Source organism: Nocardiopsis algeriensis, assembly GCF_014203695.1.
Lineage (GTDB): Bacteria > Actinomycetota > Actinomycetes > Streptosporangiales > Streptosporangiaceae > Nocardiopsis > Nocardiopsis algeriensis.
Map to the genome: position 1 here is coordinate 247081 of NZ_JACHJO010000009.1, position 23779 is coordinate 270859.

Here is a 23779-nt window from a genome sequence, read left to right on the forward strand (position 1 = left end):
CGAGAGCGGAAGGAACCATGCGCACCGAGCACCGGACGCGCCGCGCGGGCGCGGCGGACACCGCCCGCCTCCTGGGTACCGTGGTGGCACCCGTCCTCGCCCGCGGGGTCATCCTGCGGCGCCCGCTGCCGACGCGGCTCACCGCCTGGGCCGACACGGACGGCCTCCTCGTCTCCACCCTGCGGAACCTGCGCGAACGCCACGGCCCCGACCCGCTTCCGGTCGACCTGCCGGGGCGCCGCTTCGCCGTCGTGCTCTCCGCCCAGGACGTGGGACGGATCCTGGAGCAGACCCCCGAGCCCTTCTCCGCCGCGGGGACGGAGAAGCGGGGCGCGCTGGCGCACTTCCAGCCGCACGGGCTCCTGCCCTCGGATCCGAAGGACCGCGCCGGGCGCCGGGAGGCCAACGAGAGGGCGCTGGTCCCGGGCCAGGCCATCCACCCGCACGGGGACGTGATCGCCGCCCAGGCCGACCAGGAGGCGTCCGCCCTCGCCCTGGCCCTGCGCCGTGAGGGCGTGGATCTGACCTGGAAGCGGTACACGGCGTCGTACAACGCGCTGGCCCGCAGGCTGGTCTTCGGCGCCGGGGCCGCGCAGGACCGGCGCACCGACTCCCTGCTGCGGCACCTGCGCTCGCGGGCGAACTGGTCCTACCTGGCTCCCGTCGACCGCTCCGCCCGGGCCGAGCTCCTGGAGCGGCTGCGCGCGAACATCGCGAGCGCCGAACCGGGCAGCCTCGCCGCCGGGCTGCCCGACCGCGAGGACGCGCCCGACCAGGTGGCGCACTGGCTGTTCGCGTTCGACGCGGCGGCCATCGCCTCCTACCGCGCCCTGGCGCTGCTCACCTCGCTCAGCCCGGGCGCGTGGGCGGCCCGTGAGGAGGCCGCCACCCGGGAGGGCCTGGACCTGCCGATGCTGCGGGCCACCGTGCAGGAGTCGGTGCGCCTGTGGCCGACCACGTTCGTGGTGGTGCGCGAGAGCACCGGGCCGATCGCGTGGGAGAGCGCGGAGTTCGAGGCGGGGACGGGCTTTCTGATCTTCAGTTCCTTCTTCCACCGCGATTCCTCCCGGCTGTCCTACGCCGACTCCTTCGAACCCGAGGCCTGGCTCGACGGCCGGGCTGCCGCCGACCCCGGGCTCGTCCCGTTCAGCGCGGGACCCGCCGTGTGCCCCGCACAGGACGTGGTCCGGTTGGCCACGTCCCTGTTCCTGCGCGCCCTGCTCAGGGAGGGAACACCGAGGCGCACCGACGCCTCACCGCTGCCCGCGTCGGGCCTGCCCGCGTCCCTGGACCACCTGGCACTGAAGTTCACGATCGATGGAGGAAAGTCATGAGTGCTGTCGGACAGATGCTGTACGCCCACCCCCGCGACCCCGAGGGTGTGGGCGAGAAGATCCGGGCCTGCATCGAGGCCTGCGGGGAGTGCGCCCAGGTGTGCCGGATCTGCGCGGACGCCTGCCTGGGCGAGGAGATGGTGGCCGACCTCGTCCGGTGCATCCGCACCGACCTGGACTGCGCGGACCTGTGCGAGGCCACCCAGGGCGTGCTCGTGCGCCGCGGCAAGGACGACGACGGCTTCGTCAAGGCGGTGCTCCAGGCCTGCGCCGAGGCCTGCGCCCGGTGCGCCGACGAGTGCGAGAAGCACGAGCACGAGCACTGCCGCCTGTGCGCCGAGGCGTGCCGGCGCTGCGAGAAGGCGTGCAGGGAGCTCCTCGCGGCCCTGTGAGGGCCGCCGACCTGGGAAGGAGGAGGACGATGGACGCATCCTGGCTGATCGGGATGCTCGCGGGCATCACCCTGCCGGTCCTGGTGATCCTCTTCGTGGTGTGGGTGCTGCGCGGGGACGTGCTCCGCAAGCAGAAGGCCGTGCGCTCCCCGGACTACTGGAAGGAGCGGCCCGACGGCCGGACCTACCCCACGGGGTGGGACCAGAGTCCCGGAGCGGGCAGCGCCCGCCCCGACGACGAAGGCCGGTCCCAGGGGGACGACGGGCTTCCGCCGCCCGAGGGCGGCGATCCGCCGAGGCAGTGACGCCGGCCACGGAGGACAGGAAAACGGGGAAGGAGCGCCGGGTTCGCCCGGCGCTCCTTCCCGTCGTGCGTCATTCCTTTCCGAAGTCCTCCCGGCTGAGGTCCTTCTCCTCCATCCGGTCCTGGAGTTCGGCCTCCAGCTCGTTGCGGACGTCCGGCCCGCCACGGGGATCATCGCTGTGGTCGGTCTCGACCACCTGGTCGGTGTCCGTGGTCTTGGGCTGGGACTCCTCGGGCACGGTCATGTGCGGACCTCCTCCTCGGCATCTGTCTGGAGGCGCCCCTACCCCACCCCCTGAGAACCACACCCCACCTGGGAAGGAACCGTCAGCCGAGGTCGGCGGACAGGGCCGCGAACCAGCGATCGGCGATCTTGCGGTCGCCGGAGGCGGAGGGGTGGACGCCGTCGTAGGTGTCGGTGCCGGTGTCGAAGCCCGTCCACTGGTCGACCACCGTGACCGGCGACGCGGCGGTGCCGTGCTCGGCGGCCCAGGCCGGAATGGCGGCGTTGAGGTCCCGCACGCCCTGTCCGCAGGAGGCGCAGCTGCGCGCGGGGTCCATGGGGATGATCTGTGCGACGAGGACGCGGATGTCGGGGTTGTGCGCCCTCATCCGGTCGAGCAGGACGGTGTAGGCGTCCAGGATCACCGGGGCGGGGATCTGGTTCCAGACGTCGTTGGTTCCGAAGTGCATGAGGACGACATCGGGGTCGGAGCGGTCGAGCCAGCCGTCGAGCAGGCCCTGCCGCGCGACGTCGGTGACGAGGTAGCCGCCGTGCCCCTCGTGCTCGCCGTCGTAGGCGAAGCCGCAGCCGTCGCCGGGGAGGGTCCCGACGAAGTCCACGCCGTCGTGGCCCGCGTCCACGAGGTCGCGCCACAACAAGGCGCGCCAGCAGCCCGGTGAACCGGTGATCGAGTCGCCCAGGGCCATGATCCGCACGGTGCCGTCGTCCTCTCCTCCGTCTTCTCCGCCGCCGTCCCCGCCGTCGCCGCCGCCGTCGCCGCCGGTGAGGGTGCAGGCGAGGTCGACGGGAGCGGCGTTGCCCGCCGGGGCGGTGCCCTGGAGGCCGAAGCCGGCCGAGGCGCCGGGGGACAGGGCGCCGTTCCAGACGGCGTTGGTCGCCGTGACGGTGGCGCCCGTCTGCGCGATCTCCGCGTTCCACGCGTTGGTCACGCTCTGGCCGGAGGGATAGGTCCAGGTGACGCTCCACCCGTCGGCGGGGGCGGAGCCTTCGTTGGTGACCGAGACCTCGGCCGTGAAGCCGCTGCCCCAGTCGTTGGTGACGGTGTACTCGGCGGTGCAGGCGGCGTCGGCGGCGGCAGCGGGGACGGGGGCCGCGACGAGGGCCGCCGCGATGCCCAGGCCGGCGGCCGTCCGGAGGAGGACGTTGAACATGCGATGCTCCTTCTCTCAGGCTGGGAGCGCTCCCAAACGCTGGCAGGGTACACGGACCGTCGCTCTCCGCACAGAGGGGAAGGCGGTACCGCTTCGGCTCAGCAGGACGCGAAGACGTGGTCCCGGTGGCCGGCGGGCACCAGTTCCCTGTCGCGCAGCACCGTCCTCGTCGGAACGCCGGCGGAACCGCACGCCTCCGCGAAGGCCAGGCCGGCCTCGGCCAACGCCCCCGGATACTCCACGGCCAGAACCCCGTCGGCCCCGTAGACCCGCGTGTAGGCACCGCACTCGCCCCAGGCCGCGCAGGACTCGGCGACGGCGAAGTCGAACCCGGCCTCGTCCCGGCCGCGCCGCGCGGCCTCGGCGGCGTTCTTCTGCGCCGCGAGCAGACCGTGCCCGTGGGCGGTGTCCACGAGCAGGCCGGCCAGGTCCAGGTTGCCGTCGAGTGTGAGCAGCCCCTGCGACCGCACATGGGAGTCCAGGTTGTCGAACTCCACGGCGTCGAACCCGCTGTCGGCGCACCGTGCGACCGCACGGCCCACGACGCCGGCGATGCGCTCCCTCCGGTCGGCGGTGGAGGTGTCCAGAAGGCGCTCGTCGGGCCAGTCCGGATCGGCGACCGGTCGGCCTCCTGCGTCCCGCAGGAGCAGGTCGGGGTGCTCCCGCTCCCACAGGCCGAGGTCCGCCGGCTGGGTCTGGAAGGCATTGACGTAGCAGACGGAGAACAGGCCCGGTTCGGGCCGTTCCTCGGAGTCGCGCACGACGATCGCGACGCCCTCCGCCGGGTCGTAGGCGCCGCCGAGCTGGTAGTCGAAGCCGCCCGCCGGCAGAGGCCCCGGGGAGGCCGCGGCGCACCCCGCCAGGGCCAGGGCGAGCGCGGCCCCCGCCGCCGCGGTCCTCACCGCGCCGGGACCGGGCCGGGCACCCGAGAAGGCGTGTTCTGCCACGGTCGGCACACTACGCCTCCTCCTCGACGGGGCACGCACCTGCCCCGGACCCGTCGGACCGGGCAAAGGTATGCGGACGTTTTCCGGACGGTCCGTTGGCAGACATGCCGCCGCACGCGTTGTTAGCGTCGGATGTCGGACCGTGTACGGACAACCGCATGCAGCAGAAGCTGAGTGGGGAGCGACCCATGCGAGCAGTGCTCTTCGAGAACTACGAGCAGTTCCCGTCCCTCACCGACGTCCCCCGCCCCCGGCCGGGCCCCGGGGAGGTCCTGCTCCGGGTGGCGGGGGCCGGCGCGTGCCATTCCGACATCAGCGTGTACCGCCACTTCAAGGAGGGCCAGCCGGGCGCCCAGAAGCCCCCGTTCGTGCTCGGGCACGAGAACTCGGGGTGGGTCGAGGAGCTCGGCGAGGGCGTCAGCGACCGGATCAAGGTGGGTGAGTCCTGCCTGGTCTACGGGCCGATCGGCTGCGGCCTGTGCCGCAAGTGCGTGCAGGGCGTGGAGACCTACTGCGAGAACGCCGACTCCCTGCCCTACCTGGCGGTGGGGCTGGGCCGCGACGGCGGCATGGCCGAGTACGTGTCGGTTCCCGCCCACCACCTCGTCCCGCTCGGCGACGCCGACCCGATCGACGCCGCGCCGCTGTCCGACGCCGGACTGACCCCCTACCACGCGATCAAGGCGACGCTTCCGCACCTGGCGGGCGGCGGGCGCCACGCGCTGGTCATCGGCCTGGGCGGGCTGGGCCAGATCGGTGTGCAGATCCTGCGCGCCCTGACCGGCGCGACCGTCATCGCCACCGACCTCAAGGCCGAGGCCCGCGAGTACGCGGAGCGGCACGGGGCCGTCACCGTCGGAGGCGGCGAGCACCAGGTGGAGGAGATCCGCGAGATCACCGGCGGCAAGGGCGTGGACGCGGCGTTCGACTTCGTGGGGGCGGCCCCGACCGTCGCGACCGCGGCCGCCTGCCTGGCACAGGGCGGACGGCTGAACGTCGTGGGTATCGCGGGCGGTACGCACGAATTCTCGTTCTTCACCAACCCGTACGAGGCGTACGTGACCAACACCTACTGGGGCAGTGTGGCGGAGCTGTGGGAGCTGGTGGACATGTACCGCGCGGGGCAGATCCGTCCCGAGGTGGAGCGGTTCTCGATGGACGACGCCCTGGAGGCCTACCGCAAGCTCGAGGCGGGCGAGATCTTCGGCCGCGCCGTGGTGGTGCCCCACGGGGCCTGAGCCGGGGCCCGGGCCCGGCAAACGCGCCGGGCCTGTGGCCTCCCCGACAACGCGGACCCGGTGACATGCCGCCGGGCCGGGGTAGTGCCACGGGAATGAGAGTCCTCGACAGTCTGCAGAAGATCGATCAACGCGTCTACCGCGCGGTCACCCGGGTGGGCTTACCCGCCCTCGACCCCTTCACCCCCAAGCTGGTGCAGGCCACCGACAACATGGCGCCCTGGTTCCTGGTGTCGGCCACCCTCGCCGCCACCGGAGGCAAGCCGCTGCGGCGCACCGCGCTGCGCGCCATCCTCGCTGCCGGAGCCGCCAACGCCCTCTCCGCGTCGGTCAAGAGGGCGACCGGACGCACCCGGCCGGACAGCACGGGAATTCCACCCGCGCGCTTCCCCTACCGCAACTACCCGAGCAGCTCCTTCCCCTCGGGGCACACCGCGGCCGCCGCCGCCTTCGCCGCCGCCCTGGCCTCCGACGCGCCGCGCCCCCTGACCGCGATGGTCTCCGCCCTCGCCGGAACGGTGGCGCTCTCCCGCGTGCACAGCGGGGTCCACTACCCGGGCGACGTCCTGGGCGGCGCCGCCATCGGCCTGGGTGCGGCGTTCCTGGCCCGCGCCGCCCTGCCGCCCCGTCCGGAGCTGGCGACCGGCGCGCTGACCGAGCCCGCCGGCGCCCATCCCGGCCACGTGGAGGACCCCGGCAGGGCCCTGGAGGGCGAGGGGGTGACCGCCGTGGTCAACCCGCGCTCGGCCGAGGGCCTGCCGGCCCTGGTGTCGGCGAACGCGCCGGCCCCGGCCTCGTTCGACACCGCCGCCAAGATCAAGAAGGCCCTGCCGCGGGCGCGCGTGCTCGTCCTGGCCGAGGACGACGACATCGGCCAGGTGATGGACGAGGCCGCGCGCACCGGCGAGATCCTCGCGGTGGCCGGAGGGGACGGCACGGTGAACACCGCTGCCCGGGCCGCCCTGGACCACGACCGGCCCCTCCTCGTGCTGCCCGACGGCACCCTCAACAACTTCGCCCGCACCCTGGGCCTGTCGTCGGTGGACGAGGGCCTGCTGGCGTTCGCCAACGGCCGCCTGGCCCGGGTGGACGTGGGCGAGGTGGACGGCCGGATCTTCCTCAACACCTCCTCGTTCGGCTCCTACCCGCGCATGGTGGAGCGCCGCGACCGGTGGGCCCCCAAGATCGGCAAGTGGCCGGCGTTCGTCCTGGCCCTGTGCCGCGACCTGTGGGAGCTCTCCCCCACCCCGGCGGTGGTCGACGGCAGCCCGACCCGGGTGTGGTGGGCGTTCGTGGGCAACTGCCGCTACCGCACCCACGCCCGTGTCCCGGCATTGCGTGAGAGCCTGGTCGACGGGATGCTGGACGTGCGCGTCCTGGGCGCGCGCAGCCCCTTCCCCCGGCTGCGCGCCGGGATCGACGTCCTGCTGGGCCGGCACTGGCACGGGGAGGGCTACTCCGAGCGCACCGCGACGGAGCTGACGCTGACGATCCCCGACCTTCCGCGCCGGCTGGCGGTGGACGGGGAGGTGGTGGAGGGATCGCGCACGGTCCGCTTCGCCAAGAGGCCCGCGGCACTGCGGGTGTTCGTTCCTCCCCGCACCTGAGCACCGGCCTGCCCCCGCAGGCCCCGAGAGCGAGGAGACACCGTGGGTGGAACAGGGGCGACCGGGCCGCAGGCGGCGGCCCTGGTACAGGTCGTCGAGGGCGTGTACGCGTGGGTGCAGCCCGACGGGACCTGGTGGGTCAACAACGCCGGCGCCGTGCTGGGCGACGACGGCGTGCTGGTCGTGGACACGTGCGCGACCGAGGAGCGGACCCGGCGCTTCCTCTCCGCCCTGGACAGGGCCTGCGGCGGAGCGCCGGTGCGCTGGGCGGTCAACACCCACCAGCACGGCGACCACTCCTACGGCAACAGCCTCCTGCCCGACTCCGCGGTGCTCATCGGCCACTCCGCCATGCGCGAGGCCCTGCTGCACGACCCGATCCTCGACGCCTGCCCTCCGGCGTGGACCCCGGTCCCCGACTGGGGCGGCGTCACGCGCCGGGTCCCGTCGGTCGTGCTGGAGCGGGAGCTGACCGTGTACGCGGGCGGCCGCAGGGTGGACCTGCGCCACCCGGGGTACACGGCGCACACGCCGGGCGACGTGGTGGCGTGGCTGCCCGAGGAGCGGGTGCTGTTCACCGGGGACCTGCTGTTCCACGGGCTCACCCCGCTGGTGTTCATGGGGTCGCTGGAGGGCGCGCTGCGCTCGCTGGAGTGGGTGCGCGGCTTCGGGCCCGAGCACGTCGTACCGGGGCACGGGCCGCTGCTGGGGGCCGCGGACCTGGAGGAGGTCCTGGCCGCCCACGAGCGCTACTACCGGTTCGTCCTGGAGACCGCCCGCGCCGGCGTCGCGCGGGGGCGCACGCCCCTGGAGAGCGCGCGCGAGTGCGATCTGGGCGAGTTCGCCCGCTGGGACGACGCCGAGCGCATCGTCCTCAACCTGCACCGCGCCCACGCCGACCTCACCGGAACCCCCATGGACCTGGCGGCGGCCGTCGCCGACGCCGTCGCCTGGAACGGCGGCCCGATGCCCACCACGCTCTGACCCGGGGCCGGCCCCGCCGCGGGACCGGCAGGCGTACCATCGACAGGCGCACCCGCCGGGTGCGCGATCCCCCACCTCCCGCGGGCGGCAGTCGGCCCCCGCCGGCTCGAGAAAGGAACGGGGACATGGGTATCGGCACCCGCGAGATCCTCGTACTGCTGGTCATCGCCCTGCTGCTGTTCGGGGCCAAGAGGCTTCCCGACCTGGCCCGGTCCCTCGGGCGCAGCGCGCGCATCCTCAGGGCCGAGACCAGGGGCCACCTCGACGGGGACGCGTCCCCCGCCACGGCGGCCGCACCTCCCGAATCAGCCAAATAACCGTAAACGTGCGCCATTTCCTCCTCTTCGCCGCGGCACCCGCACCTGTGGATGCTTCGCTTGCCGTGACGGCTTCATCCCGGTGGGCGGCGAAGGGGGCACCATGGCGAGGACGACCGGGCCGGGGACCCGGGCACGGGACCTGTGGGCCCCTCTGATCGCGGCCGGAGCCGTCGTCGCGCTCCTTCTCGCCGCCTGGCCGCTGATCGGCGCGCTCCTGCCGGGTCTGCAGCAGGTCCGGGCCGGCGAGCCGATCACCGTCGGCGGCCGGGGTGACTACCGCGCCTCCCTGAGCCTGCCCCAGGAGGGCTGGCTGCTCGACACCGACACCAGCCGGGCGGGGCGGATCTACCGCTTCCACCGCGGCCCGGTCGAGCTGACCCTGCTCCCGGTCGCCCCCGTGTCCACACCCGCCTCCGACCTGATGGCGATGTGGGAGGGGATGCGGCGCATCGCCCGGGCGGGCGACCACACGGCCCGCCTCGACGACCCCGAGGTGATCTCCACCGAGGAGGGTGTGGAGGGGCTCTCGGGAAACTTCCACAGCCGTACCGAGCAGGGCGCCGCGGTGGTCTACCCCTCCCCCGACGGGGTGTTCGCCGTGGAGATGACGCTCGCCGGGGAGCACGCCACGACCGCGGACCTGACCGCCGTCGCCGACGTGCTGCAGTCGGTCTCCTTCACCCGGGAGGAGGCGCGATGAGCCGCACACCCGGTGAACCCCGCGAGCGGACCCTCGGCGCGGTGCCCCGCCCGCGTTCCTCGCGCACCTCGGCGCCGGGCCGCGCCCGCGGCCGCACGGCCGGCACCGGTCGGCCGCTCCTGCCCTCCCTGGTGGCTCTGGCGGCCGTCGCCGCGCTGTGCCTGCTCGGGCTGGTCTTCCTGGCGGCGCGGTTCGCGGGCACCGTGCGGGCCTTCTTCGGCGAGGCCGCCCTGGCCCTGGTCCTCGCCGCGGCGACACTGGTCCTCGGATACTGGGTCCTGCGGCAGATCCGTCCGGTGCGCGAGCCCGACACCGCCGCCTCCCTCACCGCGGCGGCCTTCGGCCTGACCGCGGCGGCCGGCGCGGCGGTCGTCGCCAACGGTGCGCTCGGCTCGCTGTGGGCCGCGGTCCTCGGGCTGGACCTCGCGGGGGTGTGGGGCCCGTCCCTGACCGCGCCGCTGAACGAGGAACTGCTCAAGCTGGCGGGGATCGTGCTCGTCGCGGTCGCCTTCCCGTACGCGTTGCGGGTTCCGGTCGACGGGTTCGTCCTGGGCGCCCTGGTCGGTCTGGGCTTCGAGGTGACCGAGAACGCCGTCTCCGCGATGAACGCCGTGGTGGAGGCGGGCGGTGTGGACGGCGCCGCCGCGGTGGTGCGCTCGGCCGCGGTGCGCGTCGCCCTGACCGGTCTGGCCTCGCACTGGACGATGTCGGCGGTGGCGGGCACCGCGGTGGGCCTGCTGGCGGCGTCGGCCTGGCGCCCGGGCGCCCGCCGCGCCGCAGGGGCGGCGGGCCTGGTCCTGCTCGCGATGGCGATGCACGGGCTGCTGGACTCCCCGCTGCCGGGCGGCGCCGCGGGAACGGCGGTCAAGATCGCGGTGAACTTCCTGACCGCGGCGGCGGTGTACCTCGTGGTCCGGCACACCCACCGCCGGCGGGTGCGCGCGTCCCTGGCCGCCCAGGGCGAGGACCTGGGCATGCGGCGGTCGGACGCCGAGGCCCTGGCCACCCGCCGCGGCCGGCGCAGCGCCCTGCGCCGGATCGCCCGCCCCGAGCGCCCCGCCGTGCAGGAGCGGCAGGGCGCGATGCTCGCGACCGCCGAGGACCACGCCGCCGGCTCCGCCTCCTGAGTCCCGGGGCCGCCGCGGCCGGTGTCCGGGTTTCCGGGCAGGGAACGGGCCGCCCGCTCCGGACGTCCGCCGGCGCCTCTCAGGGCTCGGTGCGCAGCAGTCGGTGCAGGAGGGTGCCCTCCGACTCCAGGACGAGGCGGGGCAGGTACTGCCGGCCGACGGGGGCCCCGACGGCGATGCGGGGGCCGCCGCCGCCCGACAGGAGGGGCACGAGGGTCAGGCACAGCTCGTCGAGGGCACCGCAGGCGGCCAGGTCGGCGAGGAGGCGGGGGCCGCCCTCGCACAGGACGCGGGGCAGGCCGCGGTCGGCCAGGGCGGCGACCGCGGCGGGCAGGTCCACGGTGTCGCCGCCGCTGACCAGGACGCGCTCGGGACCCAGGAGGGCGCGGGCCCGGTCGAGCGCCTCCTCGCCGGCGCTCGCGCAGGTCACCATCAGCACGCCTCCCCGGTCGCTCTCGGGAGCGGCCAGCAGCCGGGGGACGGCGGCCGTACGGCTCACCAGCGCCAGTTCGGGCCAGGGGGCGCGGCCCTCGGCGGCGGCACGCTCTGCCGGGGGTCCGCTGCGGGGCCGGGGGCGGCGGTAGGACTCCTCGCGCGCGGTGCCGGCGCCGACCAGGACGACGTCGCTCAGGTCGCGCAGGAGGCGGTAGACCCTGTTGTCGGCCGGGGTGTTGATGGAGCCGGTGCGGCCGTCTCCGCCGGTCGCCGCGCCGTCCAGGGTGGCGACCATGTTGGCGCGCACCCACGGCCGGCCGGTGCCGGGGTAGGCGTAGAGGGCTTCCAGGCCGGCGTCATCGACCTCTCCGCCCGGGGCCGCGACCTCGGGCAGGACGTCGTTGAGCAGTACGCGCACCTCACGCCTCCGGGGTGTGCCCGGGCCGCCACAGGGCCACCAGGTACAGGACGCCGAAGGGGTCGTCGTCGTAGAGCAGGCGGGCCCGCTGACCGGGGCCGGCGGCGTGCGCCATCACCTGGAAGGCGGCGCGCCCGGCGATGAGCAGTTCGGCGGCCAGGTCGGGGTCCAGGCCGGTGAGGGCGGCGGGATCTCCCGTCTCCAGGGCGGTGCGCACGGCCCCGTCGACCTCGAAGGTGCGCTCGTCCAGGTGGCCGGGGGCCTTCTCCCCGCGACAGGCACCGCCGTCGCCCATGACGAGCAGGGCCACGCGTCCGGGCCGCGCGGCGATCCTCCTGCCGAGGGCGGCGGTCTCCTCGGCGCCGGCGTCCCAGGCGACGGCGGTCATCTCCACCGGGGCGCGGCAGCCGGCCGAGTCCAGCAGGCGGCGGGCGACGGCCAGGCTCAGCGGGAGCGCCTCCCGCGGCGGAACGCGTTCTCCCGTGCCGCCGAAGGAGCGCACCGGGACACGGCCGCGCACGTCCTCGGCCGAGGTGTCGGCCCCGCCCACGACCACGACCGTGTCGGGGTCGGCCGCCAGCAGTTCCGCCACGGCCTTCTCGCAGGCCGCGCGCAGGTCGGCGGCCGCGTCCCGGCTCCCGGTGAGCTCGCGCAGGAGCAGCGGGGGGTGCGGGCAGACGGCGGTCGCGACGATCAACGGTGCCTCCTCATGCCAGACCTCGCACGGTCCGGGCGGGGGGACGGACACCGCGGATGGAGGCGACCATGTCCAGGACCTGCCTGGTCCGGGCCACCTCGTGGACGCGGTGGATCTGCGCCCCGTGCCAGGCGCACACGGCGGTGGCCGCCAGGGTTCCGGTCAGGCGCTCGCCCACGGGCAGGCCGAGGGTCTCGCCGACGAAGTCCTTGTTGGACAGCGACACCAGCACCGGCCACCCGGTGGCGGTCATCTCGTCCAGGCGGCGGGTGAGCTCCAGGGAGTGCCAGGTGTTCTTGCCGAAGTCGTGCGCGGGGTCGATGATCGCCGACGCGGGGTCCACGCCCAGCGCGACGGCGCGCTCGGCGAGGGCGACCGTGGCGTCGATCGCGTCGCGCACCACGTCGTCGTAGTGCACGCGGTGCGGCCGGGTGCGGGGGGTGACCCCGCCGGTGTGGGTGCACACCAGCGCGGCCCCGTACTCGGCCGCGACCTCGGCCAGTCCGGGATCGTGGCCGCCCCAGGCGTCGTTGAGCAGGTCGGCGCCGGCCTCGCACACCGCGCGCCCCACGGAGGCGCGCCAGGTGTCGACGCTGATGACCAGGTCGGGGAACTCCTCGCGCACGGCGGCCACGAAGTCCACGACGCGGCGCTTCTCCTCGTCGGCGTCGATCTCGGCGCCCGGAGCCGCCTTGATGCCGCCGATGTCGACGATGTCGGCACCCTCGGCGACAACCCGACGCACCCGCTCGAAAGCGGGTGCGTCGTCCCAGGTGGCTCCTCTGTCGTAGAACGAGTCGGGGGTCCGGTTGACGATCGCCATCACGAGGCTCTCGTCCGGTCCGTACTCCCGGCCGCGCAGTCTCAGCACCGGCCTATCCCACCCCTCCCAGGACCTTCATGCGCCCCACGGTGACGGCCGGGGGCCGCTCCACGATACTGACTTCGCTGGTGAGCTGCCGACCGCGGCGCTTTCCCGAGTCGAACTGGCGGATCTCCACGCTGTCGGTGCCGTGCTCGATGCCCGTGCGCCGGTCGGCGACCGCCAGCAGTTCGGCCGCCATGGCGCCCAGCCCGCGCAGGGACTGGTGGCGGTGGGCGCGCTGTCCCAGGTCCACCTGGGCGACGGCGTCCACACCGCACCGCAGGTGGGTGTCGACCAGGACGGCGAGTTCGACGCCGTATCCGGTGGGTACCGACAGTTCCGCGAACAGCTCGCGCCGGATCGCCCACTCCCCCGACAGGGGCTGGACCACGCCCGAGAGCGCGGGCCAGCGCAGCGCGATGGTGGGCCGGGCGACGAGCTCGGTGACCCGCCCGCCCTCGTAGCTCCTGCGGCTGCCGCCGGGTGTGTCGAGGACCCGGTCGTAGAAGCCCTTGACCAGGGCGATTCCGGGTTCGGAGAGCAGAGGGCCGAGCAGACCCGAGACGAAGTGGGTGCCCCATTCGACGAGGTCGGCGTCCAGGAAGGCGATGACGTCGCCCGACGTCACGAACTGCGACTTCCACATCGCCTCGCCCTTGCCTCGGCGTCGGCCGAGGTCGGGCCGGATGTCGGCGGCCCGGTGGACGGCGGCGCCCGCCGCGCGGGCGACGGCACCGGTGTCGTCGGTGGAGTCGGAGTCGATGACGACGACCTCGTCGAGCAGCGGCACCTTCTCCACGAGTTCGGCCAGGACCCGGGAGACGATGCCCCCGACGGTCTCGGCCTCGTTCTTGGCCGGTATCACCAGGCTGACGGACGTCCCCCGCCGCCGTTTGAGTTCGAGGAGTCGCTCCAGCGGCCAATCGTCGGACCGATAGGTACGGCGTTCAAACCAGTTGTCGTCCAAGGCCCCTCCCCCTCCAGCGGCCCACCCTAGGGCACACCGCACCGCAGGAAACGGTCAGGTCATACCTTTCCACGCCAAAGCACCGCTAATACGAGAGGTACATCCCCTTTTTCCCAAATGGACATTTTGCCCCATCAGGAGCGGACGCCTTGCCTGGAACCCAGATACGGGTTACCTTGAAGATGATGTCAGAACCAGACGAGGTCGGCGTTCCCGACGAGATCGCGCAGGCGGCACTGCGGACCGCCGAGCGCCTGGGCAAGGACGTGGCCGATGTGCCCCTGGTGGCGATCGCGCAGGAGGCGGGCATCTCCCGCAGCACCCTGCTGCGGCGCCTGGGCGGCACGCGCGGCCCGCTCGACGATGCGGTCCGCGCCCGGGGCGTGGACCCGGGCGGGCGCCCCCCGGTGAGGGAGCGCGCGGTCGTCGCCGCGGCACGGCTGATCGGCGAGCACGGCCTGGCCGCCGCCACCCTGGAGTCCGTGGCGGCCGCCGCCGGCTGCTCGGTGCACAGCCTCTACGCCGCCTTCGGCGGCCGCGACGGGCTCCTGGGCGCCGTCTTCGAGCGGCACAGCCCCTTCCCCGACCTGGACCGGATCCTGGAGAGGGGCGACGACCTGGAGACCACCGTCCACGCCCTGTACCGGGCCTCCCTCCAGGCCCTGGGCCGGGAGCCGAGAATCCTGCCCGCACTCCTCGCCGACGTCTTCGCCCGCCCCCAGGGGCCGACGGCGCACACCCTGCGCCGCCTGGTCGTCCCGCGCGTCCTGGCCGGGCTGGGCGACTGGCTGAGGAAGCAGATCGCCGCCGGGCGGATCCGCGACCTGCCGCTGCCCCTGGTCGTCCAGCAGCTACTCGGTCCGGTCGCCCTCCACGTCCTCATGCGCCCCGTGCTGGAGAGCGTCCCCGAGGTGGACCTCCCCTCCACCGAGGACAGCTGCGCGGTGCTCGCCGACAACTTCCTGCGCGCCGTGGCCGTCCGCGCGCGACCGGAAGCGGGAGACGGCCGGACCCACGGGAGTCCCCATGAGTGAACGTACGACCTGTGTGATCGCCGGCGGCGGGCCCGCTGGAATGGTGCTGGGCCTGCTCCTGGCCCGCGCCGGTGTGGCGGTGACCGTGCTGGAGAAGCACACCGACTTCCTGCGCGACTTCCGCGGGGACACCGTCCACCCCTCCACCCTTACCCTGCTGGACGAGCTCGGCCTGGGCGAGCGGTTCGCCGCCCTGCCCCAGAGCCGCCTCGACAGGGCCGTCTTCCCGACCGGGGACGGCAGCTCGGTGACCCTGGCGGACTTCCGGAAGCTGCGGGTCCCCCACCCCTACATCGCGATGGTTCCGCAGTGGGACCTGCTGAACCTGCTCGCCGAGGCCGGCCGCGAGGAGGAGTCCTTCACCCTGCGGATGGGGACCGAGGTGACCGGCCTGGTCCGCGACTCCGGCCGCGTCGCGGGGGTGCGCTACCGCGGCCCCGACGGGGAGGGCGAGATCCGCGCCGACCTCACCGTGGGCTGCGACGGGCGCCGGTCCCTCGTACGCCGCGAGGCGGGCCTGGTGCCGCGCCGTTTCCCGGTCGGGATCGACGTGTGGTGGTTCCGCCTCCCGGGCCGCTCCCGGGTGGACATGGCCCTGACCCCCCGCGCCGGCCAGGGGCGGTTCGTGGTGGCGATCCCTCGCGAGGGCTACCTCCAGATGGCCTACGTCGGCCGCAAGGGAACCGACGCGCAGCTGCGCGCCCGCGGGATCGAGGCCTTCCGCGCCGACGTCGCCGCACTCGTGCCGGAGGTCGCCGACCAGGTCGGCGCGCTGTCGTCGATGGAGGAGGTCAAACACCTGGACGTGCGGATCGACCGGCTGCGCCGCTGGCACACCGACGGGCTGCTGTGCATCGGCGACGCCGCCCACGCGATGTCGCCCATCGGCGGGGTGGGCATCAACCTGGCCGTGCAGGACGCCGTGGCCGCCGCCGCCCTGCTGGCCCGGCCCCTGCTGGAGGGAACGGCGGGGCCGCGCGCCCTGGCCCGGGTACGGCGGCGCCGGATCCTGCCGACCGTCGCGGTCCAGCTCCTGCAGCGGGCGATGGAGCGGGCGGTGGCCCTGCCCATCCTGCAGGGCAGGCGCGGCGGTCCGCCCCGGCCCGTGCTGTTCCTGGCCGAACGCGTCCCCGCGCTGGCCCGCGTCCCCGCACGCCTCCTCGGGGTGGGGCTGCGCCCCGAGCACGCCCCGCCCTTCGCCCGCCGTCCCGCCTCCGCGATCTGAGTGCCCTGTGCCCCGGGCGCTCAGCCGATGGCGGGAACCCGCTCCTCCTCGGGGACCGGGCCGGGGGCGGTGCCCTCACCAAACGGCGAACCGCCCAGCTCCTCGCGGTGGTGGGGGGTGAGCCAGCCCCGCGGATCGGGTCCGGCGGCGACGATCCGCGTGGGGTTGATCCCCTCGTGGACCCAGTAGTAGTGGATCCGGACGTGGTCGAGGTCGGTGGTGTCGCCGAACCCGGGCGTCTGGAAGAGGTCGCGGGCGTAGGCCCACAGCGCCGGGTACTCGGTCAGCTTGCGGATGTTGCACTTGAAGTGGCCGTGGTAGGCGGCGTCGAAGCGCACCAGCGTGGCGAACAGCCGGATGTCGGCCATGGTCACGGAGTCGCCCACCAGGTAGCGGCGGTCGGTCAGGCGCTCCTCCAGGTCGTCCAGGCACGCGAACACCGCGGCGACGGCGTCGTCGTAGCGCCTCTGGTCGGGGGCGAACCCGGCCCGGTAGACGCCGTTGTTGAGGTCCCGGTAGACGCGCGCCCCGATCTCCTCGATCTCCTCGCGCAGCGCCTCGGGGTACAGGTCGGGGGCGCCCTCGCGCACCAGGCCCTCCCACTCGGTCGCCAGGTCCAGGGACAGGCGGTCGAAGTCGTTGGTGACCAGGTGCCCGCTCTGCGTGTCGACCAGACCGGGCACGCTCACACCCCCGTCGTAGCCGGGGTCGCGCGCCAGGTAGGCCTCGCGCAGCGCGTGGATGCCCAGCACCGGGTCCACACCGCCGGGGCTGCCGGTCTCCTCGGTGAACACCCAGTGGGGGTCGCCCTCGATGATCTCCTGGCGCGGGTCGGTGACCGCCAGGGACACGGCCCGCTCCAGGCCCATGAGCCTGCGCGTCATGACCACCCGGTGCGCCCAGGGGCAGGCCCGGCTGATCACCAGCCGGTACCGCCCGGCCTCGGCGGTGCGCCCGAAGCGCCCGTCGGCGGTCACCCTGTCGGTGAAGGCCGCCGGGTCCCGCTTGATCTCTTCGGTGGGGAGCTTGTTGGCCCGCATGCGCATCCCTTCTCCGGCGTTCCGTCGACGCTCGGCATGCTACCGGCCCCGTCCTCGGGGGCGGGGAGGCCTCACCGGCGGTCCCACGAAAGGCACCGGTGTCGCGGCGGGCGCGCGCCGGCCCCGCCCGGTCACCGCACCGGCTGCCCGAGTTCGGCCACGACCTGGCGGGCGACGGTGCGCCCGGCGCGGTTGGCCCCGATGGTGCTGGCCTGGGGCCCGTACCCGGCGAGGAAGAGACGCGGGTGGCGCAGGGAGCGGCCGCCCTCGACCCGGACTCCGCCGCCGGGTTCGCGCAGGCCCAGCGGCGCCAGGTGGGTGAGCTCGGCGCGGAAGCCCGTGGCCCAGATGACGGCGTCCACCGGCGCGAAGGAGCCGTCGGCCCAGCGCACCCCGTCGGGTTCCATCGAGGCGAACATCGGCCGGGCCACCAGCAGGCCGCGTTCGGCCGCGGCCAGGTTCTCGGGGGTGGCGGGCAACCCGGTGCCGCTGACGATGCTGGGCAGCGGCCGCCCGGCGCGGGCGGCCTCGTCCGCCCGGCGCACCGCCTCGGTGCCCCGGACCTCCTCGACGAACTCCACGGGGCGGCGGGTCGTCCAGAGCGTGCTCGCGGCCACGCCCTCCAGTTCCTTGAGGAATCCGACCGCGGAGGTGCCCCCGCCCACGACGAGGACGCGCATTCCGGCGAAGTCGTCCGCGGAGCGGTACTGAGGTGTGGCGATCTGCACGCCGCGAAAGTCCGCGGCACCGGCGTAGTGGGGGACGAACGGCCGGGTCCAGGTGCCGCCGGCGCTGACCAGGACGCGGGTCGCGATGTCGCCCCGGTCGGTGGCCACGGTGAACCCGTGCCCGTCCTCGGTGACCCGTTCGACCTCCACCGGGCGCAGCACCCGCAGGCCGAAGGCCTGCTCGTAGCGCTCGTAGTACTCGCGCACCACGTCGCGGGCGGGCCGGGTCCGGTCGGCGGTGGCGAAGCTGAGCCCGATCCTGTTCATCCCGGGCAGGTCGTCCACCTTGTGTGCGGTGCCCAGGCGCAGCGACTCCCAGCGGAACTGCCAGGCGCCTCCCGCCTCGGGGCCCCGGTCGAGCACCGCGAAGCCGGTGCCCGGCTCCAGGCCCAGGCGCTTGAGGTGCCAGGCCACCGACAGCCCTGCCTGCCCGGCGCCCACCACGACCACGTCGGTCCGCTCCGGCAGTTCCGGCAGTTCCGACAGCTTCGGGGCGCCGCCCCGCGCCCTCTCCCGCGACTCCGCCATCGACCGTCCCTTCCTCGACGCCTCTCCCCCAGGGCAACAGCGCCGGGGCCGGAATCTTCCCCGGAAGAGGTACTGCCGGGCAGGCGCCGTCCTCGCCCACCCGGCAGTGTCCTCGCGGCGGTCAGTCGGCCTGCGCCCCGCCGGGCGACAGCTCGAAGGTCTCCACCGCCTCGACCAGGTGGTCCTCCACCACCTGGCGGTCCTCCTCCGGCGCGGGGCCGGAGAAGACGAGGACGTACACCAGGCCGTTCCCGGGGGCCAACGCACCGGCCATGGTCCGGCGCGCGTCCTCCTCCCCGGTTCCGGACAGGTACTCCAGGAGGACCTCCTCCCGGCCTTCCTCCTCCCCGTCCTCGGGGACGACCTCCTCGTAGCCCTCCAGCTCCCGGGCGGGAACCGCCACGAGGTCCTCGACCGCGTCCTCGGGGGACGTGCCGTCCGCCTCGGCCCACATGACGCGCAGCAGGAGGGTCTCGTCCTCGGTGGAGGTGTAGCGGACCTCCGCCTGCTCGCTGCTGTCCACGACCTGTTCCCAGCCGGGGTCCCCGTCGGCGAAGAGGGTGAAGCCGAGCGGGTCGGGTCCCGGCTCCTCCGAGGGCGACTCCTGGGGGGAGGAGGGCCCGTCGGGCTCCTCGCCCTCGGGAGCATCGCCCTCGGGGGTGTCGCCCTCCTCCGGTCCGCGCGGGGTGCGCTCCGGCCCGGATTCCTCCCCGGCTCGGCTCCCGGTGCCCCCGCCCTGTCCTCCGGGGTCGGAGCCGCTGCCGTCTCCGCCTCCGGAGCCGCCGCTGTTCGGCTCGGGGCCGTCTTCCGCCCGGACCGTCCCGGGGTCACCGTCCTCCTGTCCGTCCCCGGCCTCGGAGGCGCCGCCCCCTCCGCCCCCGGATTCCGCCCCCGGGCCGCTGGTCACGGAGATCCCCTGGTCCGGCTCGAAGCTGCCCGCGACCGTGGGGCCGGCCCCCAGGAAGACCGCCGCCAGGGCCAGGAACGTCGCCGGGGTCCACGGGGCCCGCCACTTCTTGGGCTCGGGCAGCGGCTTCTCGGGATATCCCTTCCAGCGCTGACCGCTCTCGTCCCACTGCGCGGTGCTCGTGCCTGTCACTCCTGGTTCCCCTCTCAACTGTCGTCCTGCCGTGCCTCCAGCAGCCCCAGCCCGGCGCGCAGGGAATCCAGCACGCCGGCCGAGTCGGAGAGCCCGCTCAGCACGGTGCTCCCGCCCCGGAGCAGGGACAGCAGCCGGCGGAGCATCCCTGGCCGCAGCCCGCCCTCGCGGGTGATCTCCTCCTCGGCGGCCTCCAGCTCCCGGTCGACTGCCTCGACCTCGAAGGTCCGGTCGAGCTCGGCCAGCAGCTCCCGCACCCGGCCGAGATCGTCGAGGACGCGGATCCCCGACCCGCTGATGCGCACCGAGGAGTCCACCGCCACCGCCTTCCGGGCCGCGGCGATGGCCCCGCCGCCCAGGTCCCCCCCGATGACGATCTGGCCGGGCGGGGCCGAGGCGACCCGGGAGGCGGGAGGCGCGGCCTCCGCCGGGTCGGGGGACCCCACCCTCCGGCTCCGGTCCTCGGCCCTGCTCCCCTCGCCGAGCGCGACGGCCCCGCCGGTCATCGAATTCGCGATGTAGAGGCCCTGGGGGGTGTCCTCGGTCTCCGTCCCGTCCCTGCTGTCGTCGTTCATCGCTTCCCTCCCGGATCGCTGTTGACAGAGTTGTCCCGGGCGCTGGCTCCTGGCGCGGTGGCGAGGGCCCCTCCGGACATCGAACCGTCCACGAAGACCGCTCCGGCGCCCATGTTGATGGTCTGCTGCTTGAAGTCCTCGGTCGCGTAGCCCGCCTCCCGCAGGGCCTCCTCCACGCCCCTGTTGACGCGGGAGAGGATCGTCCTGACGTAGCGGACGACGTCCGTGGTCTGGAAGTCGGACAGGGTGCCCGACGCGGAGAGCTCGCGGATGCCGGTCCACGGCGGAAAGGCCCAGCTGTCCGGGTCGAAGCCCTCCTCCGCCTCCTCCGGCACGGGCCTCAGGAGCGCACCGAACCTGCTGTAGGTGGCCAGCCGGGAGGAGATCTCCCGGTCCACGTCCTTGCCCGCGACCAGCTTCTCCACGGTCCGGCTGTCGCGGCGGAAGCCCTCGTGCAGCGGGGACAGCAGGTAGGGGGAGATCTCCAGGAGGAACACCCCTCCCTGGGTGTGGACGCGGACGAAGAAGGTGAGCACCACCTGCTCCTCCCAGCCGCCCACCCGGATGCGCAGGAAGTGGCGCCGCAGTTCGCCCCCTTCGCCGGTGGACCGCCGGAGGTGCTCGGCCACACCGCGGTCGCCGGCGTTGCCCAGCGGGGCGTCGTCGCGGTCGAAGCCGAAGGGCAGGGGCCCCGGCAGGAAGACGCACTCGCAGAGCTCCAGCTTCCGCAGCCGGTCGAGGCTGTGTGCCTCGGGCGGCTCGGCCAGCGCCTCCAGGCGCGGCCGTACGAGTTCGAGGATCCGGCGCTCGGTGAGGGGCTCGGGCTCCTTGCCCCTCTTCTTGTCGGGGACGAGCTCCTGGGCGATGACCTGGGTCCTCAGCGCCGTTCCCGCGCCGGCGAAGGGGACGTCCGGGTCGTAGACGACGACCTGCGAGTACTGCTCCCGCCCGATCCTGTACAGGAGCGGGGACCAGGCCTCGGGAACGCCGTCCGGGACGATCCCGGTGAAGCTCGTCTCGCTGAGCTCGTCGGCCAGGATGCGCTTGACCTCCTCCCGGTGGGCCACCGCGCTCATCGGCGGCCACAGGAACGACATGGCGTTCTGGAGGAACAGCACGGTGTTCTCCCGCCGGTCCTGCCCCACGACATGGGGAGCGGCGCAGGCACCCAGCGCCGCCGCGGCGGCCAGGCACAGCAGGACGGTCTGAAGCCCGGCGCTCTCGCCGTTCGCGAAGGAGGACACGGCCGAGACGAGGAGGAACAGGATCAGCACGCCCGTGAGAGCGCCGAGCACCCAGGCGAGCAGGGCCCGGGCCGCGTACTTGCGTTCGAGCTTCCGGGCGCGCAGGCAGTGGGCGACCACCGGGACGGCGTCGAAACCCAGCGAGGGCGCGACGAACCGCTCGCGTCCGTCGACCAGGAGGGCGATCACCAAGGCGCGGAAGGCCGAATCGAGGTAGGCGCTGACGCACATCTGCCGGGTCACCTCCGGAGAGGTGCCCCGGGCCGGGGCCGCGGCGAAGGCCGCGCCCGTGGTCGGGGCGTCAGACATCCCGCACCGCCTCGAAGACGACGGCCCCGCGACGGGCGGCGGGAGCGGTCGGCGGCACGGGCCCGGCCGAGGGGCGGGGGACGTACAGGCGGGCGGAGGCCCGGTAGCCCTTCGCCGGGTGGCTGACCTCGATCTCGCGGAAGTGGCGGGGGGTGAGGGGGGTGTAGCCGCCGAGCACCGCGTCCTCGTAGGCCCGGGCGGTCAGTCCGGCCACCACGAACGTGATCTCGGGGTCGCTCGCGGCCAGTGCCTTCTTGAGGGAGGGTGCGTCCAGCAGGCGGTGGGTCTCGGTCATGGCCGTACCGACCCCGTCACCGAACTCGGCGCCGCCGGTGTCGGGCAGGGGCCCCACCCCGATCGCCGCGCGTACGCGCAGGTGCAGGGAGCGGTCCCGGTAGGCGACCTCCGGCTGCACGTCGGCGACCGCCTCCTGGAGCCGGTCCAGCAGGGGGTGGACGAGCAGGGGCAGGTACTCGGAGGGGACCCCGACCACGTAGCCGTCGCCGGTGTGCTGGGGGAACGAGGCGCCCTCCCACACCCGTGCGAGGCCGCTGCGGGCGAAGGCCTCGGCGAGCACGTCCTTGACGAGGGTGTTGAGAAACTTCTGGTGACGGGAGGAGGTGCGGGAGAACCCCTCCACGTCGAGCGCCATCAGAGCGCGAAAGGGCGCCATGAGGATGCTGGCGCGCCGCGCATGGCGTGAAATGTCCGACATTGTTCTGTTCAGGCTCCTGAAGCAGATGAGGGATGTGCGGCTCTCTCCGCCGCACAGCACCACCTTCATCCGTTTCGGCCCGGCCCTTTGCCCAGAACTGTGGCTTGGAGAATTCTTTTTATTCGACTATCCGCCGATTGTCACTGTTCGTGCTCGACTCCACCGCTTTCCGCAACCTCTCTTCACTGTGGATCACTATGGACCCACGCTTCGTCGCGATGACACCTTCGTCACGCAGCTTCCTGATCTCCCCCTGAACCCACGAGAGCGAACGGCCCACGGCCACCCCCAGCTCGCGCTGCGTCACCAGCAGCTCCCGTGCGTCGGGGGCCCCGGCGGAGACACCGTGCAGCGGGAAGGAGAGCCGGATCATGGCCTCCCCCAGGCGCTCGCGCGAGGTCAGCGAGGCCGTCTCGGTGCGCACCGCCTCGCTCTCCTGCTGCCGGCGCACGACGTGCTCCCACAGGACGCGGTCCAGCCCCATGTCGTGCACGATCCGGCGGAACCGCTCCCCCGACAGCGCGCGGGTGTGGCAGGGCCCCGTCAGCACACTGACCGTGACCGTGCGCGGCAGGCCCGACAGGGCGGCCATCTCCCCCAGCGCCTCGCCCGGCCCCCGGACGGCCACGAGCGACTCGATGCCGTCGCTGCGCAGCAGGGACACCTTGACCGTCCCGTGGGCGAGGAGGTAGACCGTGTCGTCCTCGTCGCCCTGCCGGATGATCCGCTCCGATCCCCGGAAGCCCCGGCGGGTACCGGCCTGGAGCAGCCGCTGCCACTGCTCGTCGCTCAGGAGACCGCCGAAGCCCAGTCGCACCGCTTCCGCACCTCCGCGGACACCCTTTTTCCCGTTGACGGGTGCATTCATCACCATGGATTCATGTTCGCGGCCTCATGGCCCCGCGCACCGGGCACTCCGAAGTGCGTTATGCAAGAGTTGCAGAGGATGCAAAGAGGGAGCGCATACATCCCATGTCGAGGGGGAAGGATAAGTGCCTTGAGAAATGAACAGACAAGCACACAGAAAAACAATCCACTCATAAGCCTCTTTTCACCACAAGGACCCCAACGCAGCCGAACAGTGCGTCCCCGGCGCACCACCAAGCTGCGGTACACGACCCGCTTCGCGGCACCGCCGGAAGAGGTCTTCGCCCTGTGCGTCAGCCGCTCGGGGTTCGAGGCGGCCATGCCGCCGGGGGTGCGCGTCCACTCCTGGCCGGCTCCCTTCCGGGAGGGGGCCGCCATGTCCTTCAGCCTGGCGGGGCTGCCCTGGGAGGCGCTCATCGACGCCTACGAGGAGGGGCGCTCCTTCACGGATCTGCAGACACGCGGGCCGTTCCGCTACTTCAGGCACACCCACCTGTGCGAGCCCGAGAGCGGAGGCACCCGCTACAGCGACCACCTGGAGTTCTCCACGGGGCTGGGGCCCGCGGGCGACCTCGCCGCGGCCACCGCGATCCGGATCGCCTTCGGCCCCCGCCTGAGCACCATGCGCGCACTCCTCGGCGGCTGACCCCCGCCCGGCCGCAGGAAGGAGCCCGGTTTTCCCGTG

The 23779-nt window shown here is 73.8% G+C and carries 25 protein-coding genes and 1 pseudogene; 12 read left to right on the plus strand and 14 right to left on the minus strand.

The features are described 5' to 3' along the window. Positions 1-17: 17 nt before the first annotated feature. The 3 genes from FHS13_RS16160 to FHS13_RS16170 are packed head-to-tail and all read left to right on the plus strand — an operon-like array spanning position 18 to position 2031. The gene (locus FHS13_RS16160) at positions 18-1334 is read left to right on the plus strand and encodes a cytochrome P450 (protein ID WP_184292745.1); all 1317 of its coding nucleotides are present in this window, start codon (positions 18-20) and stop codon (positions 1332-1334) included. Further along, positions 1331-1726, plus strand: coding sequence for a four-helix bundle copper-binding protein (locus tag FHS13_RS16165; RefSeq protein WP_184292746.1), 396 nt, complete (start codon positions 1331-1333; stop codon positions 1724-1726). The genes FHS13_RS16160 and FHS13_RS16165 overlap by 4 nt, the downstream gene beginning before the upstream one ends. A gap of 29 nt (positions 1727-1755) precedes the next feature. Continuing rightward, a complete protein-coding gene (locus tag FHS13_RS16170; protein ID WP_184292747.1) occupies positions 1756-2031 on the plus strand; it encodes a hypothetical protein in 276 nt (91 codons plus the stop codon). A gap of 70 nt (positions 2032-2101) precedes the next feature. Here the strand turns inward: FHS13_RS16170 and FHS13_RS16175 are convergent, their stop codons facing one another. The 3 genes from FHS13_RS16175 to FHS13_RS16185 all read right to left on the minus strand — a co-directional run bounded on the left by FHS13_RS16175 (position 2102) and on the right by FHS13_RS16185 (position 4372). Beyond that, the gene (locus tag FHS13_RS16175) at positions 2102-2275 is read right to left on the minus strand and encodes a hypothetical protein (RefSeq protein ID WP_184292748.1); all 174 of its coding nucleotides are present in this window, start codon (positions 2273-2275) and stop codon (positions 2102-2104) included. Between the two features lie 82 nt (positions 2276-2357). Continuing rightward, on the minus strand, positions 2358-3425 hold the full coding sequence (locus FHS13_RS21770) for a cellulose binding domain-containing protein (protein WP_184292749.1): 1068 nt from the start codon (positions 3423-3425) through the stop codon (positions 2358-2360). Positions 3426-3523: 98 nt separating this feature from the next. Further along, on the minus strand, positions 3524-4372 hold the full coding sequence (locus FHS13_RS16185; RefSeq protein WP_420221341.1) for an endo alpha-1,4 polygalactosaminidase: 849 nt from the start codon (positions 4370-4372) through the stop codon (positions 3524-3526). A 188-nt stretch (positions 4373-4560) separates the two neighbouring features. Between FHS13_RS16185 and FHS13_RS16190 the strand changes: the two genes are divergently transcribed. The 6 genes and pseudogenes from FHS13_RS16190 (at position 4561) to FHS13_RS16215 (ending at position 10348) form a co-directional block, all read left to right on the plus strand. Continuing rightward, positions 4561-5610 (plus strand): NAD(P)-dependent alcohol dehydrogenase, encoded by a 1050-nt coding sequence (locus tag FHS13_RS16190; RefSeq protein WP_184292750.1) that lies wholly within the window; start codon positions 4561-4563, stop codon positions 5608-5610. A 95-nt stretch (positions 5611-5705) separates the two neighbouring features. After that, a complete protein-coding gene (locus FHS13_RS16195; RefSeq protein ID WP_184292751.1) occupies positions 5706-7217 on the plus strand; it encodes a bifunctional phosphatase PAP2/diacylglycerol kinase family protein in 1512 nt (503 codons plus the stop codon). 42 nt (positions 7218-7259) lie between these two features. Beyond that, positions 7260-8201 carry an MBL fold metallo-hydrolase gene (locus tag FHS13_RS16200; protein ID WP_184292752.1) on the plus strand — a complete coding sequence of 314 codons (942 nt, stop codon included), beginning with the start codon at positions 7260-7262 and terminating at the stop codon, positions 8199-8201. A gap of 125 nt (positions 8202-8326) precedes the next feature. Further along, positions 8327-8506 (plus strand): annotated as a pseudogene (locus FHS13_RS16205) (twin-arginine translocase TatA/TatE family subunit); the annotation flags it as partial. A 115-nt stretch (positions 8507-8621) separates the two neighbouring features. Further along, complete coding sequence (locus FHS13_RS16210; RefSeq protein WP_184292754.1) at positions 8622-9221, plus strand: hypothetical protein; 600 nt, start codon at positions 8622-8624, stop codon at positions 9219-9221. Then, positions 9218-10348, plus strand: a complete 1131-nt coding sequence (locus FHS13_RS16215; protein WP_184292755.1) for a PrsW family glutamic-type intramembrane protease — start codon at positions 9218-9220, stop codon at positions 10346-10348. Before FHS13_RS16210 ends, FHS13_RS16215 begins: the two co-directional genes overlap by 4 nt. A gap of 79 nt (positions 10349-10427) precedes the next feature. On the opposite strand, the gene FHS13_RS16220 is transcribed toward FHS13_RS16215, so the two are convergent. The 4 genes from FHS13_RS16220 to FHS13_RS16235 are packed head-to-tail and all read right to left on the minus strand — an operon-like array spanning position 10428 to position 13730. Further along, a complete protein-coding gene (locus tag FHS13_RS16220; RefSeq protein WP_184292756.1) occupies positions 10428-11201 on the minus strand; it encodes a dihydrofolate reductase family protein in 774 nt (257 codons plus the stop codon). A gap of 1 nt (position 11202) precedes the next feature. After that, positions 11203-11898: a class III extradiol ring-cleavage dioxygenase family protein gene (locus FHS13_RS16225; protein WP_184292757.1), complete on the minus strand. Its 696-nt coding sequence runs from the start codon at positions 11896-11898 to the stop codon at positions 11203-11205. A 10-nt stretch (positions 11899-11908) separates the two neighbouring features. Beyond that, a complete protein-coding gene (gene folP / locus FHS13_RS16230) occupies positions 11909-12769 on the minus strand; it encodes a dihydropteroate synthase (protein WP_184292758.1) in 861 nt (286 codons plus the stop codon). A 4-nt stretch (positions 12770-12773) separates the two neighbouring features. Then, on the minus strand, positions 12774-13730 hold the full coding sequence (locus tag FHS13_RS16235) for a glucosyl-3-phosphoglycerate synthase (protein WP_184292759.1): 957 nt from the start codon (positions 13728-13730) through the stop codon (positions 12774-12776). Positions 13731-13915: 185 nt separating this feature from the next. Here FHS13_RS16235 and FHS13_RS16240 point away from each other — a divergent pair, with 185 nt between their 5' ends. Together FHS13_RS16240 and FHS13_RS16245 are read left to right on the plus strand one after the other, a co-directional pair. Next, the gene (locus FHS13_RS16240) at positions 13916-14764 is read left to right on the plus strand and encodes a TetR/AcrR family transcriptional regulator (protein WP_184292760.1); all 849 of its coding nucleotides are present in this window, start codon (positions 13916-13918) and stop codon (positions 14762-14764) included. After that, positions 14757-15989: an FAD-dependent oxidoreductase gene (locus tag FHS13_RS16245; RefSeq protein WP_184292761.1), complete on the plus strand. Its 1233-nt coding sequence runs from the start codon at positions 14757-14759 to the stop codon at positions 15987-15989. Before FHS13_RS16240 ends, FHS13_RS16245 begins: the two co-directional genes overlap by 8 nt. A 20-nt stretch (positions 15990-16009) precedes the next feature. On the opposite strand, the gene FHS13_RS16250 is transcribed toward FHS13_RS16245, so the two are convergent. The 7 genes from FHS13_RS16250 to FHS13_RS16280 all read right to left on the minus strand — a co-directional run bounded on the left by FHS13_RS16250 (position 16010) and on the right by FHS13_RS16280 (position 23044). Further along, complete coding sequence (locus FHS13_RS16250) at positions 16010-17029, minus strand: glutathione S-transferase family protein (protein ID WP_184292762.1); 1020 nt, start codon at positions 17027-17029, stop codon at positions 16010-16012. A 131-nt stretch (positions 17030-17160) separates the two neighbouring features. After that, positions 17161-18285 carry an NAD(P)-binding domain-containing protein gene (locus tag FHS13_RS16255; protein ID WP_184292763.1) on the minus strand — a complete coding sequence of 375 codons (1125 nt, stop codon included), beginning with the start codon at positions 18283-18285 and terminating at the stop codon, positions 17161-17163. A gap of 121 nt (positions 18286-18406) precedes the next feature. Continuing rightward, positions 18407-19384 carry a prolipoprotein diacylglyceryl transferase gene (locus FHS13_RS16260; protein WP_184292764.1) on the minus strand — a complete coding sequence of 326 codons (978 nt, stop codon included), beginning with the start codon at positions 19382-19384 and terminating at the stop codon, positions 18407-18409. Between the two features lie 14 nt (positions 19385-19398). After that, positions 19399-19959, minus strand: coding sequence for a hypothetical protein (locus tag FHS13_RS16265; protein ID WP_184292765.1), 561 nt, complete (start codon positions 19957-19959; stop codon positions 19399-19401). Further along, entirely contained in the window at positions 19956-21512 is a 1557-nt protein-coding gene (locus FHS13_RS16270; RefSeq protein ID WP_184292766.1) for a hypothetical protein, read from the minus strand. Before FHS13_RS16270 ends, FHS13_RS16265 begins: the two co-directional genes overlap by 4 nt. After that, positions 21505-22185, minus strand: a complete 681-nt coding sequence (locus FHS13_RS16275; protein ID WP_184292767.1) for a hypothetical protein — start codon at positions 22183-22185, stop codon at positions 21505-21507. Before FHS13_RS16275 ends, FHS13_RS16270 begins: the two co-directional genes overlap by 8 nt. Before the next feature lie 160 nt (positions 22186-22345). Then, on the minus strand, positions 22346-23044 hold the full coding sequence (locus tag FHS13_RS16280) for a Crp/Fnr family transcriptional regulator (RefSeq protein WP_343065055.1): 699 nt from the start codon (positions 23042-23044) through the stop codon (positions 22346-22348). 264 nt (positions 23045-23308) lie between these two features. On the opposite strand from FHS13_RS16280, the gene FHS13_RS16285 reads away from it, so the two are divergent. Next, complete coding sequence (locus FHS13_RS16285) at positions 23309-23740, plus strand: polyketide cyclase / dehydrase and lipid transport family protein (RefSeq protein WP_184292768.1); 432 nt, start codon at positions 23309-23311, stop codon at positions 23738-23740. The last annotated feature ends 39 nt before the right edge of the window (positions 23741-23779 follow it).